Origin of the sequence: Nonomuraea sp. NPDC049646, assembly GCF_044465525.1 — a bacterium.
Classification (GTDB): Bacteria; Actinomycetota; Actinomycetes; order Streptosporangiales; family Streptosporangiaceae; genus Nonomuraea.
The window spans coordinates 25,145-39,206 of record NZ_JBITLU010000002.1 but is presented as its reverse complement, the minus strand read 5'-3'; the positions used below and the strand labels follow the sequence as shown (position 1 = coordinate 39,206).

Annotated in this window: 17 protein-coding genes; 8 read left to right on the top strand and 9 right to left on the bottom strand. The window is 70.4% G+C overall.

Annotation, left to right across the window (positions count from 1 at the left end; genetic code table 11):
• Positions 1-48: 48 nt before the first annotated feature.
• On the bottom strand, positions 49-1,545 hold the full coding sequence (locus ACIBQ8_RS04930; protein WP_397191146.1) for an OmpA family protein: 1,497 nt from the start codon (positions 1,543-1,545) through the stop codon (positions 49-51).
• A 417-nt stretch (positions 1,546-1,962) separates the two neighbouring features.
• On the opposite strand from ACIBQ8_RS04930, the gene ACIBQ8_RS04925 reads away from it, so the two are divergent.
• On the top strand, positions 1,963-3,483 hold the full coding sequence (locus ACIBQ8_RS04925) for an OmpA family protein (RefSeq protein WP_397191145.1): 1,521 nt from the start codon (positions 1,963-1,965) through the stop codon (positions 3,481-3,483).
• Positions 3,484-3,538: 55 nt separating this feature from the next.
• Here the strand turns inward: ACIBQ8_RS04925 and ACIBQ8_RS04920 are convergent, their stop codons facing one another.
• Positions 3,539-4,618 (bottom strand): ABC transporter substrate-binding protein, encoded by a 1,080-nt coding sequence (locus ACIBQ8_RS04920; protein ID WP_397191144.1) that lies wholly within the window; start codon positions 4,616-4,618, stop codon positions 3,539-3,541.
• Entirely contained in the window at positions 4,615-5,148 is a 534-nt protein-coding gene (locus ACIBQ8_RS04915) for a SigE family RNA polymerase sigma factor (RefSeq protein ID WP_397191143.1), read from the bottom strand. The genes ACIBQ8_RS04920 and ACIBQ8_RS04915 overlap by 4 nt, the downstream gene beginning before the upstream one ends.
• Positions 5,149-5,326: 178 nt before the next feature.
• On the opposite strand from ACIBQ8_RS04915, the gene ACIBQ8_RS04910 reads away from it, so the two are divergent.
• Together ACIBQ8_RS04910 and ACIBQ8_RS04905 are read left to right on the top strand one after the other, a co-directional pair.
• Positions 5,327-5,872, top strand: coding sequence for a hypothetical protein (locus tag ACIBQ8_RS04910; RefSeq protein WP_397191142.1), 546 nt, complete (start codon positions 5,327-5,329; stop codon positions 5,870-5,872).
• A complete protein-coding gene (locus ACIBQ8_RS04905) occupies positions 5,856-6,437 on the top strand; it encodes an OmpA family protein (RefSeq protein ID WP_397179882.1) in 582 nt (193 codons plus the stop codon). Before ACIBQ8_RS04910 ends, ACIBQ8_RS04905 begins: the two co-directional genes overlap by 17 nt.
• A gap of 66 nt (positions 6,438-6,503) precedes the next feature.
• Here ACIBQ8_RS04905 and ACIBQ8_RS04900 read toward each other — a convergent pair whose 3' ends face one another.
• Positions 6,504-6,947 (bottom strand): MarR family winged helix-turn-helix transcriptional regulator, encoded by a 444-nt coding sequence (locus tag ACIBQ8_RS04900; protein ID WP_397191141.1) that lies wholly within the window; start codon positions 6,945-6,947, stop codon positions 6,504-6,506.
• Positions 6,948-7,003: 56 nt separating this feature from the next.
• On the opposite strand from ACIBQ8_RS04900, the gene ACIBQ8_RS04895 reads away from it, so the two are divergent.
• Positions 7,004-7,333, top strand: a complete 330-nt coding sequence (locus ACIBQ8_RS04895) for an antibiotic biosynthesis monooxygenase family protein (protein WP_397191140.1) — start codon at positions 7,004-7,006, stop codon at positions 7,331-7,333.
• 78 nt (positions 7,334-7,411) lie between these two features.
• Here ACIBQ8_RS04895 and ACIBQ8_RS04890 read toward each other — a convergent pair whose 3' ends face one another.
• Positions 7,412-7,867, bottom strand: a complete 456-nt coding sequence (locus ACIBQ8_RS04890) for a MarR family winged helix-turn-helix transcriptional regulator (RefSeq protein WP_397191139.1) — start codon at positions 7,865-7,867, stop codon at positions 7,412-7,414.
• Between the two features lie 50 nt (positions 7,868-7,917).
• Between ACIBQ8_RS04890 and ACIBQ8_RS04885 the strand changes: the two genes are divergently transcribed.
• Positions 7,918-8,349 (top strand): hypothetical protein, encoded by a 432-nt coding sequence (locus ACIBQ8_RS04885; protein WP_397191138.1) that lies wholly within the window; start codon positions 7,918-7,920, stop codon positions 8,347-8,349.
• 220 nt (positions 8,350-8,569) lie between these two features.
• Here ACIBQ8_RS04885 and ACIBQ8_RS04880 read toward each other — a convergent pair whose 3' ends face one another.
• Positions 8,570-9,058 carry a hypothetical protein gene (locus ACIBQ8_RS04880; protein ID WP_397179877.1) on the bottom strand — a complete coding sequence of 163 codons (489 nt, stop codon included), beginning with the start codon at positions 9,056-9,058 and terminating at the stop codon, positions 8,570-8,572.
• A gap of 499 nt (positions 9,059-9,557) precedes the next feature.
• A complete protein-coding gene (locus ACIBQ8_RS04875; protein WP_397179876.1) occupies positions 9,558-9,995 on the bottom strand; it encodes a GNAT family N-acetyltransferase in 438 nt (145 codons plus the stop codon).
• 24 nt (positions 9,996-10,019) lie between these two features.
• On the opposite strand from ACIBQ8_RS04875, the gene ACIBQ8_RS04870 reads away from it, so the two are divergent.
• A complete protein-coding gene (locus tag ACIBQ8_RS04870; RefSeq protein WP_397191137.1) occupies positions 10,020-10,307 on the top strand; it encodes a hypothetical protein in 288 nt (95 codons plus the stop codon).
• Here the strand turns inward: ACIBQ8_RS04870 and ACIBQ8_RS04865 are convergent.
• Positions 10,238-11,236 (bottom strand): GlxA family transcriptional regulator, encoded by a 999-nt coding sequence (locus ACIBQ8_RS04865; RefSeq protein ID WP_397191136.1) that lies wholly within the window; start codon positions 11,234-11,236, stop codon positions 10,238-10,240. The genes ACIBQ8_RS04870 and ACIBQ8_RS04865 overlap by 70 nt on opposite strands.
• 119 nt (positions 11,237-11,355) lie before the next feature.
• Between ACIBQ8_RS04865 and ACIBQ8_RS04860 the strand changes: the two genes are divergently transcribed.
• Both ACIBQ8_RS04860 and ACIBQ8_RS04855 read left to right on the top strand, forming a co-directional pair.
• The gene (locus ACIBQ8_RS04860; protein WP_397191135.1) at positions 11,356-12,288 is read left to right on the top strand and encodes an NADP-dependent oxidoreductase; all 933 of its coding nucleotides are present in this window, start codon (positions 11,356-11,358) and stop codon (positions 12,286-12,288) included.
• A 372-nt stretch (positions 12,289-12,660) separates the two neighbouring features.
• The gene (locus tag ACIBQ8_RS04855; RefSeq protein ID WP_397191134.1) at positions 12,661-12,909 is read left to right on the top strand and encodes a hypothetical protein; all 249 of its coding nucleotides are present in this window, start codon (positions 12,661-12,663) and stop codon (positions 12,907-12,909) included.
• A 309-nt stretch (positions 12,910-13,218) separates the two neighbouring features.
• Here the strand turns inward: ACIBQ8_RS04855 and ACIBQ8_RS04850 are convergent, their stop codons facing one another.
• Positions 13,219-14,049: a neutral zinc metallopeptidase gene (locus ACIBQ8_RS04850; protein WP_397191133.1), complete on the bottom strand. Its 831-nt coding sequence runs from the start codon at positions 14,047-14,049 to the stop codon at positions 13,219-13,221.
• Positions 14,050-14,062 lie beyond the last annotated feature (13 nt).

Below are 14,062 nucleotides of genomic sequence, written 5' to 3'. Positions count from 1 at the left end.
GGTCAGGCCTGTACCCCGTCGGCAGGAAGGGCGGCCGGGCGGGAGAGGTCAGCCGGTGATGGGCACGCCGTGCATCGGGGTGAACCCGAACAGGTTCACGTCCACGCTGGTCACGTCGGCCGGTGGGGCGGTCATCAGCACGAACATCCGGATCTGCTCGCCCGCTCCCAGCGATTTCAGCACCGTGGTGGAGCAGACGCAGTGCCGGGGCACGTCGAGGCGGCCGGGCGTGGTCAGCGGGAAGTAGCGCGTGTGAGCCGCGTCGGTCAGCGCGAGCCAGAAGAAGTCGAGCTTGTAGCCGTAGATCCCGGCCTGCTGGTCGACGTCGGCGTCCCAGGCTCCCCTCTCCAAGGAGACCTTGCCGCCGCCGCCGGCGTGGCGGAAGGTGACGGTGACGATGAGGGTCCTGTCGCTGATGCGTCTCAGCTCTTGCAGGTCGGCCTTGAGGCCGGTCAGCTCGCGCAGGCCGGTGGCCGTCGGAACGGTCCCGGTCGCCGTCGCCGTCGCCGTGCTGGACGGCGTCGGAACGGGCGTGCGGGGCGCGCCGGCCGGCTTGGGCAGCCGCTGGAAGGTCACCTCGACCCGCCGGTTGCGGGCGCGGGCGGCGTCGGAGGTCGCCGCCACGGCGGGTTCCGTCTCGCCCTTGCCCTCCACCTGCAAGGGGGTCGGGCCGACGAGGCCGGTCAGCGCCTTCTGCACGGCCTTGGCCCGCCGTAGGGACAGGTCCATGTTGTACGCGTCGTCGCCGACGTCGTCGGTGTGCCCGACGACCCGCACGTCCCCCTGGGCCTCGGTTCGCACGCGCTCCGCGACGCGCTGCAGTGTCTTCCTGGCGCGGGCGGTGAGGGTCGCCTTGTCGAAGGCGAACAGGACGTCGGTGTTGAGCGCGAGCTCCACCTGCTGGTCCGACTCGGTCACCGAGGTCGTGGTGGCGGTGGAGCGGGTGGCGAGCGGGACGGTGAGCGGGAAGGCGGCGGCGATGGCGGCGGCGTCCGGCTCGCCGTCCAGGCGTGGGCCGGTGCCGGCGGGGCTGATAGGCAGGGGCGCGGTCAACCCGGCGCTGTCGAAGCCGACGGCCAGGCTGGTGGTCTCCGGCGGCACCTGGTAGGTGGCCCACATCAGCGCGGGACTGCCGGGGGTGGCCTTGGCGAGCGGCCCGGAGTAGCTGCACAGGCAGCGGGCCCGCACCTCGGCGTTGTCCTTCTTCATCGGGTAGTAGACGGAGAAGCGCGGGTCGTCCAGGAGGTAGAAGCCGGAGGCGGCCTGGATGTAGTCGTAGGGGGTGTCCCCGGCAAGCTGGCCCGCGTGGAAGCCCTCCAGACGGACCTCGTCCCGGTCGGCGCTGATCCGGAATCGCGCGGTGACGGCGTTGGGGGCGCTGCGTTCCAGCCCGATCACGTCGATGCGCGCCGCGGCCAGGCCGTCGGTGTGGCCGTCGCCGTACAGCGTGGCCAGCGCTGGAGCGTCGGCGGGCGTGGTGGCAGCGGACGTGGTGGCAGCGGGCGTGGTGGACGGGATGACGGATGGCTCCCGTGCGGTGGCCACCGGCGCCGACGGGAGGGAGCAGCCACAGAGGGAGAGCAGCGCCACGACCAGAATCCGGCCGCTCGCTGAAAGCCTGCCAAAGTTCATGATCCGCCATTAAATCAGTATTGATTTACCGCTTTCACGCGTCCGGCCGAGGATCGCACGACACAGCAGAGACCCCGCTATTCGGTGCAGCGCCATGCCGAAACGCGGCATCTGTCATCCCCCGGCTCCCGGAATGTCACCGACCCGCATTGCCGTGTTCACCATCGTTCGCCCTTCGGAGGTCTCCTGCGCCATTGCCCGCCCTTCTCCGGTTATGTGATCTTCTGGTCACCCGGGAACGATAGAGTCGCCTGCCACCGCGACAATTGGGGAAGGTGCACGATGAGGTCGGTGATGTCCGTCTTAGGGGCGACCGCTGGGGTTGTTCTGATGACCCTGGCTTCGGGCGGCTGCAGCGGCGCCGGCCCGTCCGCGCAGCGGGCCACCGAGCAAGCTCGCCGGAGCGAGTCCACCTCCGCTCCGGTGGCGCCGGCCACCGGTCGAGCACCTCTGGGCACGCGGGCGCTGGCGATCGGCGCCAAGGTCTCGGTCGACCTGCTGGCCCTGGACCGGGTCTCCCCGACGGCTGTCGTGGCCCGATGGCGGGTGCGTAACGACCTGCGGGAGGACTACTCCTTCAGCGCGAGCTTGGCCGTGCCCTGGCACAGCGCCGACATCGGTTCGAACGCGATCGGCGGCGTGTCCCTGCTCGACAGCGCCCACGGCCGCTGGTACTTCCCGCGCGCCTACCGCAACGGCGACTGCCAGTGCACGCGGGGCTGGCCGACCGTCAAGGCAGGCCAGGAGCAGGAGCTGGTGGCCGTCTTCCCCGCTCCGCCCGGCGACATCACGCAGCTGGACGTGATCTTCCCGCAGGCGCCGCCGTTCCTCGACGTCCCGCTGGGGGAGGCCGCGCCGACGCCCTTGCGGGTCGACGACGGCGGCGGGGATCCGGTGGATCCCAACTCCAGCCGGGTCGGTGAACCGGTGGTGCTGTCGATCGTCAACCAGGTCGAGCAGGCGGGCGCGGCACAGGACGACGACGGGCGGCAGGTGTCGGTGCGGCTCTCGACGGACGTGCTGTTCGCCGTGAACAAGGCGGACCTGTCCTCTAAGGCTCGGGCCGTGCTGAAGGACGTGGCCGCTCAGATCGACCGCTCCGAGGGCGAGGAGGTCGCCGTCGACGGCCACACCGACGACACCGGGACCGACGGCATCAACGACCCGTTGTCCCAGCGGCGGGCCCGCAGCGTACAGAACGCCCTGGAGAAGCTGGTGACCCGCTCGGGCGTCGCCTACCGGACGCGAGGCCACGGCTCGCACGAGCCGATCGCGAGCAACGAGAACGCCCGCGGCCGCGCCACCAACCGGCGTGTCAGCATCACCTTCGCCCGCCCGGCACCCGAGCCCGCCCAGCCGACGCCCGCCGCCACAGCGCCCGCGCCCGCCTCCCCCTCCACGACCGCGTCGCCGGTGCTCGGCACCGCGCCCGTCGGCAAGGCGCCCGACATCGAGAGCGACCGGAACTGGCCGCGCCGGGCCGAGGTCCGCATCAACGAGCTGACCAGGGACGCAGGCGGCTACGTGAACCTCGTGTGGACCATCCGCAACGACGACGACATCCCGATCAACGCCTGGTCCTCCTCCTACGACTGGGGCGGGGTGTACGCCGAGGCAAGCACGAGCGGCGCGGCGCTCGTCGACGGCCCGCGCCGCTACCGGCCGCTGCGTGACGCCAAGCACAACGTCGGCGTGGGCCCCTACCTGCTGTCGGTGCTCCGCCCGGAATACCTGGTGACCAAGGGTGAGGAGTACACGTTGTGGGCGATGTTCAAGCCGCCCGCGGACGTGCGATCCGTCACCGTGCATATCCCGGGCTTCGAACCGGTCGCCGACCTGCCCATCCGATGACGGGCAGGTGACCCTGAGCCCGTACGTACGGTCTCGGGGCGGCAGCGCTCGGGCCTCATCCGCCCGTCATGACGACGCCGCGGACGTCCGCCGGACGTTTGAGGAGCTTGTAGGCGTGGGCCAGGTCGGCGACCCGCTGGAGCTCTGACAGGTCCAGCTTGGCCGGGTAGGAACCGAACGCGACGTCCGCGAGCTGCGGGCGGGTGATCCTCGTGTAGGTGGGCAGCAGGTCGCGCGCCTGCTGCGGATCGTCCGCGATCAGGCGTTGCGCCTTCGCCAGCGCGCGCTGGAAGGCGGCCAGCGTGCGGGGGTTGTGCCGGGTCCACTCGGCCGTGGCCATCATGCCCGCGGTGTGCAGGCCGGAGAAGCTCTGGGTCATGGCGTCCTCCAGGATCCGCGAGCGTCCGTTCTGGCGGCTCAGGGTGATGTACGGCTCGGCGAGCAAGGCCGCGTCCACCTGGCCCCTGTTCAGCAGGCCGAGCATCTGGGGGTAGGGCCACTCGACCAGGACGACGTCCCGCAACGTCAGCCCGGCCCTGTCCAGCGCCGCCCTCAGCGCCAGCGGTCCGATCCCTGCGATGTTCGGCACTGCTATCGTCTTGCGCCTCAGCCCGGCCGTGCTCGTGATCTTCGATTTGGCGTTGGCGACGATCGCGTAGCTGCCCTGCGCGGCTTGGTACATGCTGGTGACGATCTTGAATTCCTTGCCCGCCTCGTTCGCCGCGAAGGCCATGGCGTAGTCGGTCTGCGCCAGGTCCAGCTCGCCCTTGCCGACCTGGTGCACCGCGGCGGCGGGGCCGGTCACGACCACCGGCTCGACCGTCAGGCCCTCCTCCTGGAAGTAGCCCTTGGCCCGGGCCACGAACACGGGCGCGGACTCCACGGTCGGCACCACGCCGACCTTGATCAAGGACTGCTCGGGCGAACCGGCCGGCCGGGTGGCGGCACGCGGCTCGGACGACAGCGCCCGTACCCCGACAGTGGCGGCGAGCACGGTGACGACGACCATGGCGACCGCCGTGAGCGTCATGAAGTTGCGCCGTCTGCGCTGGTGGATCGCGATCGTCCTGGCGCCCAGGTCACGTTCGGGCATGTCGTCGGCGATGCGGCCGAGCTGTTGTCTGAGCCAGGTCATCGGCGGATCCCCTCGTGACGGGTCGGGCGGTCCAATTCGGGCAGTCGCGGCGCGAGTTCGGGCGCCAGCGCCCTCAGGCGGCCCAGCGCGTGGTGCGCCTGGCTCTTGACTGTGCCGACCGAGCAGCCCAGCAGATCGGCGACCTCCCGTTCGGTGCGGTCCTCGTAGAAGCGCAGGACGAGCACCGCGCGCTGTTTGGGCGTCAGCCGCATGAGCGCCTGGTGCAGCACGATCCGCAACACGGCGTCGTCCTCGGAGGAGTACGCGCGTTCGGGCGGCACGGCGCTCAGCACCTCGCTGGAGCGTCGGCGACGCCGCCATGAGATGTGCTGGTTCACCATGATCTTTCGCGCGTACGCGTCGAGGTTGTCGATGTGGCGTAACTTCGGCCACCGTCCGATCATGCGGAGCAGCACGCCTTGCAGGAGGTCCTCGGCGAGGTGGACCTCTCCGGTGAGCAAGTAGGCCAGACGCATCAACGGACGTTGGTGAGCATTGACGAACGCCAGGAAACCGGTATCACGATCCAACGTCTCTCCCTGATCTAGGTATCCTCCCAACGCCGTGGACGCCGCAAAAGGTTGGCACTCCTGAGAGGCTGACGCACGAAAGAAATGTCGTTCTTCTGATCCGTCAAGGACGTCGGCCGGCCCGCTGGCTATCTGGAATCAGGAGGAATATGTCGGCTATGTGTAAACTTCCGGGTCCATGAAGATGCGCTCACTGGTGGCCGCCGCCATGCTGGCCATGACGTTATCGGCGTGCCAGCTCGGCCCCGCCCCGTCCACCCCGTCCGGTTCCGGGCCCATCTCCTCCAGCGCGCCGGTGGCCCCGGTGTCCGCCTCCGCCCCGCCCGATCAGGTGCTGGCCGGCCGGGAGGGCAGCGTGGAAGGCAGACGGTTCCGCATCGACGTGGTTCAGCTGGTACGGCGTGACCGGTTCGTCAACCTCACCTTCACCCTCGCCCTGACCGGCGGCGACGGCTGGCAGGTGCACAACGCCTTCTCCGCCGTCCCGCAGGCCAACCCCACCATCGACGGCGTCTACCTGATCGACACGGTCAACGCCAAGAAGCATCTCGTCGCGCTGGACAGCGCGGGCGGCTGCGTGTGCAGCCGGACCAAGGACCTGACGCTCAACCCGGGCGACACCGCGGTCTTCTCCGCGACCTTCGCCGCCCCTCCGGAGGGCGTGAAGTCCCTGGACGTCCACATCCCCCACGCCGGGACACTGGCCGATGTCCCCCTTTCCTGACCTCCTGCTCGTGGTGGCGCTGCTCACGCCGACGCCCCGCCCGCCCGTCCAGGTGCCCGTCAACACCGCTCCGCCCGCCACCGCGCCGATCCTGGACCTGACCGGCGAGCCGCGCGACATCACCGCCGACGTCCTGGACATCGGGGAGCGCATATCCAACCTGGACGAGTCGCTGATCCAGGAGACCCGCGGCGCCCGCGACAAGATCATCGTGGCGGCGGACGTGCTGTTCGCCTTCGACAAGGCCACCCTCACCACCAAGGCCAGGAGCCGGCTGGCGGAGACAGCCAGGCTGCTCACGGCCAAGGCGCACGGCAAGCAGGTGCGCGTGGACGGCTACACCGACGCCAAGGGCTCCGACGCCTACAACCAGGCGCTCTCCCAGGCCCGCGCCCAGGCCGTACGGCGGGCCTTGACCAAGCTCCTGGCCGGCTCCGGGATCACTCTCACCGTGCAGGGCCATGGCGCGGCCGACCCGGTGGCGCCCAACACCACGCCCGAAGGCGCCGACAGCCCCGCCGGCCGGGCCAAGAACCGCCGCGTGGAGATCAGCTTCCCCCGCTGACGCCGCTGACGCCGCTGACCTCGCCGACCTCGCCGACCTCGCGCTCGGCGGTGGCGGGCCGCCCGGTCAGGTTGCGGGCTGTCCGGTGAGGTTCCGGGCGCAGGCGGAGAGCAGCGCTGCCAGGTGCCCCACCTCCTCGGACGGGAAGCCGGCGGTCATGCGCCGCTCCACGTCGAGCACGATCGCGTCGGCCTGGTCCAGCAGGGCCCGGCCGGGGCCGGTGAGCGTGATCGGCAGCGCGCGGCCGACGCCGGGCCGTTCGGCGACGGAGACCAGACCGGCCGCGGTGAGGCCGGCGAGCACGTCGCGCAGGGACTGGCGGGTGACGAAGGTACGGCGGGCCAGTTCGGCGGCCGGCGCTCCCGGGGCGTCGGCCAGGGCCCGCAGCAGCGCGTACTGGGCGATGGACAGCCCCAGCGGTCGCAGCCGCTCCTCGCCGGCGCGGCGGAACGCCTGGTCGACCTGCTTGACCAAGTAGCCGATACGTTCCCGGACATCCTCTTGACTCATGACAGGAACCTTACACATAATCGAGGCATGTAAGGAACCTGACACAAGGAGAGGTCATGCCGTCCACCACGATCACCACCGACGCTCCCGTCGCCACCCTGATCAACGTCTTCACCGTGCGGGCAGACCGTCAGCGTGAGCTCGTCGACCTGCTGACGCGGGCCACCGAAGACGTCATGCGGCACCTGCCCGGGTTCGTCTCCGCCAACATCCACGCCGGCGTCGACGGCACCCGGGTGGTCAACTACGCCCAATGGCGGTCGGCGGACGACTTCCACGCCATGCTCGCCGCCCCGGAGGCGCAGGTGCACATGCGCCAGGCCGCCGCCCTGGCCGACCACTTCGACCCCCACCTGCACACCGTGGAGTCGATCCACCACCGCTGATCCCGCGGCGACCGGAACCGGGCGCTCCGGGGGCGGCGGGTCCGCGCACGCGCCGGCGTCAAGGGGCGATCTCGCGGGTCAGGAGTCCGGCCCGGTCCGCGGCGGCCCGGCGTTGACGTCGGCGATCGAGGCGCGAAGCTTGGTCACCAGCCGCTCCAAGGTGCGCACCTCCTCGGCGTCCCAGTCCGCGGTGAACCGCATCCACCGGCTCAGGCCGGCGGCCTCCAGCCGGGCCAGCTCCCGCCGGCCGTCCTCGGTGAGGGTGATCGGGCTGGCCCGCCGGTCGTTCTGGTCGGCGGTCGTCCGCACGAGCCCCTTGCTGGCCAGCGTCTGGATCTGCCGGGTCACCGACGACTGGTGCACGCCGAGCTCCTGGGCCAGATCGGAGGTTCGCGCCGGCTCCTTGGCGGCCAGGAGTTGCAGCGTGCGCAGCAGCCCCGCGCCGGGACGTTGCCGCCGCGCCCGCTCGATACCGTCGCTGAGCTGCAACAAGGCGTTCACCATCTGCTGGACGTCGTTCTCGCTCGGTCTCATGCCGCCAGTATACTTGCTTGCTGCATGCATGTAATGTTAGCGTCGAAGACATGAACGCGATGCAGATCTCCTCCCAGCGCGCCACCCCGCTCTCCGTCGCCGTCTCCCCGCTGGCCGTCCGGCTGGCCAACGCCGCAGCCGGTCTCGGCGTCGCCCTGTTCGCCGTGACCATGGCCGTCGCCGCGCTGGGCACCGACCCCGGCTCCACCGTCTGGAACCGGGCCGGCGGCGTGCTCGCCGGCTCCCTGATCTGCCTGGTCATGGTCAAGAAGGCCCAGGCCGGCAGCCGCGGCGCCTACACCCGGGTGCGGTGGATCACCGCGGTGGCCGGGGCGGCCATGATGGTCACCGCGGTGATCGCCGGCTCCCTCCCCCTGTGGTTCCGCGCCGAGCAGGCGGTGCACGCTCTGGTGATCGGGGCGCTGGCCTGCGCGCTCAACGCCCCGGCCCTGCTGGGCAACCGCCCAGACCGATCCCGGTGAGAACGGGCTCCTCCACCCCCTCGTCACCGCCGCACGCGCCCCGCGGTTGGCCGCCTGATCCCTCTTCTCGCGGGTGACCGCCTTGATCCCGCGCTGGCGCAGGCTAGGTATGGATCTTGGTCTCGGCTCGCTTGCGCTGGTAGAGGGCAGCGGGTCGAAGGTCCGCAAATCGTAGGCATGGCAGACCGCCCCACCCCGTACAGTGCGTGGCCGAGGCCGATCAGCCTGCCGGGCTCTGGTCGCCGTCCTGGCGAACCGTCCCGAGGGGGATGCAGTTGTCCGGGGTTCCGGTACGTACTCCCTCACACAGCTGAGCCCGCGACAGGTCGGCCTTCTCCGGTACCAGTTGCCAGGCGCGAGTCCAGTACGGGGTGTCCGCCACCAGGTCGCCGAACTGTTTCGAAATGCCGGTGCCGTACTCCTGAGAGTGGATCTCCTCTTCGGTGAAGTAGTTGGTCCCGTCGTCCATGCCACCACAGCTGACCTGGCTGTTGGCGTCCTGGGCGGACTTGCAGCCGTCGTACCGAACCACCCAGTACGCCTGGGGGTGCGGGGCCTTGAGGGGGCGTCCCGGAGTGCTGGTGACCTTCAACACGAGCTGGATGTATGTCAGGCCCCGCGGCGCCGGGGCCTGCGGAGCGTCAGGGCTGAGCTGGGCGTCCACGATCTGAACCGAGTGCGGATAGGGCCCCTTCTTCACAGACAGCACCGGACCGCGTCCCTCGAACGAGGAACCCGACGGAGTGGGCGACGGGCTCATCGCGGCAGACGTCCCGGGGGTGACCGCCGGGTCCGGGGCAGACCGGTTCGGCGGCATCCATCCCCCACACGCAGCCAGAAGACCACTGCAGGCCAGGGCGAAACCGCCTCGCGCCCACCGGACCAGACGTATGCGTCCACCGTTCCCCATCGATCCTCCTGTTGGTCGCAATGGGGTCGCGCTCCCAGCCACCCCCCTTCTGATCTTGGGTAAGAGTAGCGAATGCGGTTATTCGGACTTCCTGAAGGCCTTCTTCGCATTCTGGCCGGACTTGGCCACAGCGTGAGACGCCACAGCGGGGCTCGTACTTTCCGGACTGGCTGCTGGAGCGGCGTCGCCGGACCGAACAGGCGCTGGTCAGCGTCGTGGCCGGGCCGCCGTGTGATCTGGCTGGCCTTCGCCGATGCCACACCACCCGGGCTTTCCTGTACGGGAAGCTGGGAGAGGGTCAGGGGGTGAGGCGGTAGCTGCTGACCCAGAGGCCGGAGATGACCTCGGCGTCGTTCACCCAGGTGAAGCCGTACCCCTCGTAGAGCCGCCGGGCGGGTGTGTTGTCCCGCCCGGTGGAGACCAGCACCGTACGGCCGGCGGCCCGGTCGAGGGCGGTGGCGACGAGCAGTCGCCCGATGCCGCGCCTGAAGGCCGACGGCGAAACCACGAGCCGGTTGATGTCCAGCGTGTCCGCGTCGGCCTCCCACGCGACGGCCCCCACCAGGGCGTCGCCGTCGAAGGCGCCGACCCAGGTGAGCGGCGCGGCGAGCAGATCGGCGAGGGGCTCGTGCAGGGGCGGGATACGGTCATCGCCGATGAGGGCGGCTTCTACGGCGTAGGCGGCCCGCTGCAGGTCGAGCAGACGCTGATCGGGCGAGATGTCGATGACGTGCACAAGGTCACCCTAGGCGGGCGGGCAATGCCCTTCGCCCAGATCGGCCCGGTCCTCCAGCTCGCCGTCCGGCGCCGCGCCAAGGCGTGGACGCCCGTCCTGGTGGTCGCCGACGTCATGGTGCCGTTCGTGGACAAGGACCTCATGCCGCTGGTCGCCGCCTGCCTGCCGGTCTCGTTCCTGGCGCCGGCCCGTACGTCCCGCCTGACGGACGGGCCGCGCCCGCCGTACCGGCTTCTGCGTGATCAAGGGAGGGCGGCGGCCTCGGGGCCGGGTGAGCGGGGTGGCCGGCTGCCCCGGAAGGCTTGGCGGTAGGCCGAAGGCGGAACGCCGATGACGGTGGCCAGGTGCTGGCGGAGAGCGGCGGCGGTGCCGAAGCCCGCATGGGCGGCGACCTGGTCGACCGGCAGGTCGGTGGACTCCAGCAGCCGCCGTGCGCGCTCGACCCGCTGCCGCGTGAGCCACTGGCCGGGCGGCAGGCCCGTCTCGTCACGGAAGCGCCGGCAGAACGTCCGGACGCTCATGCCGGCGTTGTCGGCCAGTTCGGCCAGAGTCAACGGCCGATGCAACTCGTGCAGGGCCCACGATCGCGTGGGGGCCGTGGTGGCGGCCGACTGCTCCGGGATCGGCCGGTCGATGTACTGGGCCTGGCCCCCCTCCCGCCACGGAGGCACCACGCAGAGCCTGGCCACCCGGTTGGCGATCTCGCTGCCGTGGTCACGGCGTACCAGATGCAGGCACAGATCGATGCCGGCGGCGACGCCCGCCGCCGTGAGGATCTGCCCGCCGTCGACGAACAGGACGTTCGCGTCCACCTGGACCTGCGGGAAGGACCGCTGGAAGTGCTCGGCCTCGTTCCAGTGAGTGGTGGCGGGCCGCCCGTCGAGCAGTCCCGCGGCGGCGAGTACGTACGAAGCAGTGCAGATCGAGACGATCCGGGCGTCGGCCGGCACGAGGGCAAGAGCCTCGCGCAGCCCGTCGGGCAGCCAGTCCCTTTCCTCGTCAGGGCCGCAGGTGAACGGCGGGATGACCAGAGTGTCCGCCGACCGCAGCGCCTCGCTCCCATGGGCCACGGAGATGCTGAAATCGGCGCTGGTGGTGACCGGCCCACCGTCCAGGCTGCAGGTGGCGACCTCGTACAGCGGCTCGCCGTCGCGACCGGCGGCCGTGCCGAAGATCCTCACCGGGATGCTGAGCTCGAAGGGATAGACGCCTTCCAGAGCCAGGACGCGAACGCGATGCATGGCAAGATTCTTCCACATGTTGGCATTCCTGCCACTGGCTGCCCTGCGCGGACTCCGCAAGCATTGATCTCCACGGGGCCACGGAAACTGCCCCGGAACGACAGAGGCAGGAGATGGACATGCGTGCGATCGGCCAGGACGGGTTCGGCGGGCCCGAGGTGCTGAAGGTGATCGAGGTGGAGCGCCCGGAGCCCGCTCCGGCCGAGGTGCTGGTACGGGTGCACGCGGCAGGCGTCAACCCCACCGACTCCTGGCATCGCGCCTCTGGAGGGCTGGCCGGCGCGGTGGTCCGGCTCGGCTGGGACGTCTCCGGCGTGGTCGAGGCGACGGGCCCGGGGGTGACGACCCTCGTCCCCGGCGACGAGGTGTTCGGCCTGCCGCGTCACCCGCTCCTGGCGGGCACCTACGCCGAGTACGTGACCTCCCCGGCCCGGCACCTGGTCCGCAAGCCCGAAGCGCTGACCCATGAGCAGGCCGCGGCGCTGCCGCTCGCCGCGCTCACCGCCTGGCAGGCTCTGGTGGACGTCGCCCAGGTGCGGCCGGGACAGCGGGTGCTGATCCACGCGGCGGCGGGCGGCGTCGGGCACCTCGCCGTCCAGATCGCCAAGGCCCGCGGAGCCCAGGTGATCGGCACCGCCCGTACGGCCAAGCACGCGTTCCTGCGCGGCCTCGGCGCGGACGAACTCATCGACTACACCGAGACCGACTTCGAGACGGCCATCGAACCGGTGGACGCCGTCATCGACACCATCGGCGGCTCCTACGGGCCACGCTCGCTGCGCGCCCTGCGGCCGGGTGGCGTTCTGGTCGCGCTCGCCTCCCCCGCCGAGGCGTACCTGGCCGACGAGGCCGCCGCCCTCGGCCTGCGTGCCGCATTCATGATCGTGGAAGCCGACCACGCGGGCATGCGGGAGATCGCCGCGCTGGCGGCGTCCGGCCTGCTGCGTCCCGAGATCGACACCGTGCTCCCGCTCGACCAGGCGGCCAAGGCTCACGAACTCGGCGACAGCCGCCGTACCACCGGCAAGATCGTCCTGTCCCTCGCGAACTGAGACCAGGAAAGCCCACGATGACCACCTTCGTCCTCCCGACCTCGCCCACCGCGGGGGCCGGTGAGCGGCGCTTGATTGTCCCGGGCAGATGCCGAGCCGGTGACGTCTGAGTTCAGATCCCGGGCGGCTGTCCTGCCACGAGCTTCCCCGAACACTCAGCGGCACCTACACGATGACCGGCGCGGTCTGCGGATCACCTGGAACGGCTGCGTCTTCGAGATCAGCCCGTTCTGAGGCCGTCCGGGTCGCGCGGGCTCCACCCCGTCTACGCCTGTGGGGGCAGGAACCGGTCGTGCGGGTGCAGGCGGGCACGGTGTGGTTCCCTCCTGCGCAGGACGACCGTGGAGCAGCCCGTCACGTACGTTGTCGGTCGTGGGATTGCCGGAGATCTGCCTTTTCTGCCGGGTGCTCATCGGTGTGGTGTTCGCCGTCGCGGCGCTCGGAAAGCTGCGCGGGGCCGCCGCGCGGCGTGCGTTCGCCGACTCCTTGGTGCCGGTGCTGAGCGCCGCGGGCATCGGACGGCGAGCCCGCCACCCGGTCGCCGTCATCGCCGAACACGGCCGCTGGGCCCCCACATCACCCGTGGTGTTGCGGTACATCCGCGCGGTTGCTTGCAAGTGATGGGGAAGGAGGGCGAGAGGGCAGGGGCAAGCCACGGCCACAGCCGCGACTGTCTGGCCCTGAGCACCGATGACGTGCTGCGCCAACGCGCCCGACCTGGCGGTTGCCTGGACGAGCGGATCGCTCCGCAGCTTGAGCGGTGCGCCGCGGCGACAGTCCGGCTGGCGGAGGCGATGGCCGAGCGCACCCGGCAGCGTGGTGCGTCCACGAGGTGAACAGGGTCAGATTTGTCGTCGCCCCTCGACCTGCGGCCGGTCTGCATTGCGGCAGCGCCATACGGGTGGTGCGGCGGACGGGGGCTGTCCGTGATCAGGAAACCTGGGACGAGGAGACCGTCCAGGTGTTGCAGGCCTGCGGGGATCTTGTGCGGAAGCCCTTGTCGAGCCAGGTGGCGCGGTTGCGTCCCTTGCCGTGGGAGCGGATCTTCTGCTGCTCGTCCCCGCTGTCGCGCACCATCTGGAGCAGGATCTTCCAGTCTTCCTTGCTGCGTTCTGTCAAGGAGTCCCAGACGCTGCCGAAGAACACCCCGCCCAGGCACTCCGCCTGCAACTCCATGCGGCGGTTCTGCTCGTTCAGTTCGCTTTTGTTCCGGTACGGGTAGCGGTCGTAGCTGCGGGCGATCCCGGTGAGGTTCTGCACGTGGTGCCCGTACTCGTGGACGGCGGTCTCGAACAGGAACAGGCTGGTGGAGACGTCGAGCATGTCGTCGTCCAGAAGGACGAGGAAACGCCGCTCCGCGTCGCAGTAGGTGGCTGCGGCGGAGCCCCAGGGCCAACCGCAGTACTTGCGTGGTTTGGTGATGAATCCGATCTTGGCCTTGGCGAAGGGCAGGCCCGCCCTCTTGAAGTGGGCGCCCCACGACCGGTTGAGACAGTTCAGCACTGCGGTCAGGTACCGCTTGGCGGAGGCGACGGTCTTCGCACCGACGTCGCGCTCCGCGCACTGGCTCGCCCGGAGTTCGCCCGTACGGTACAGCTTGTTCGCGGTCAGAACCCGGGCCCTGATGGGGAAGGCGGACGCCGCGTGCGCAGCGTTGGACAACGGGGTGCTGGATAACAGCAGGCAGGTCAGCGTGGCGGTGGCGACAAGGGTGGCGAAACGCATGATCGCCATCTTAAGCAGGAGGTAACGGAACTCCACCGGCCAGAAGCGT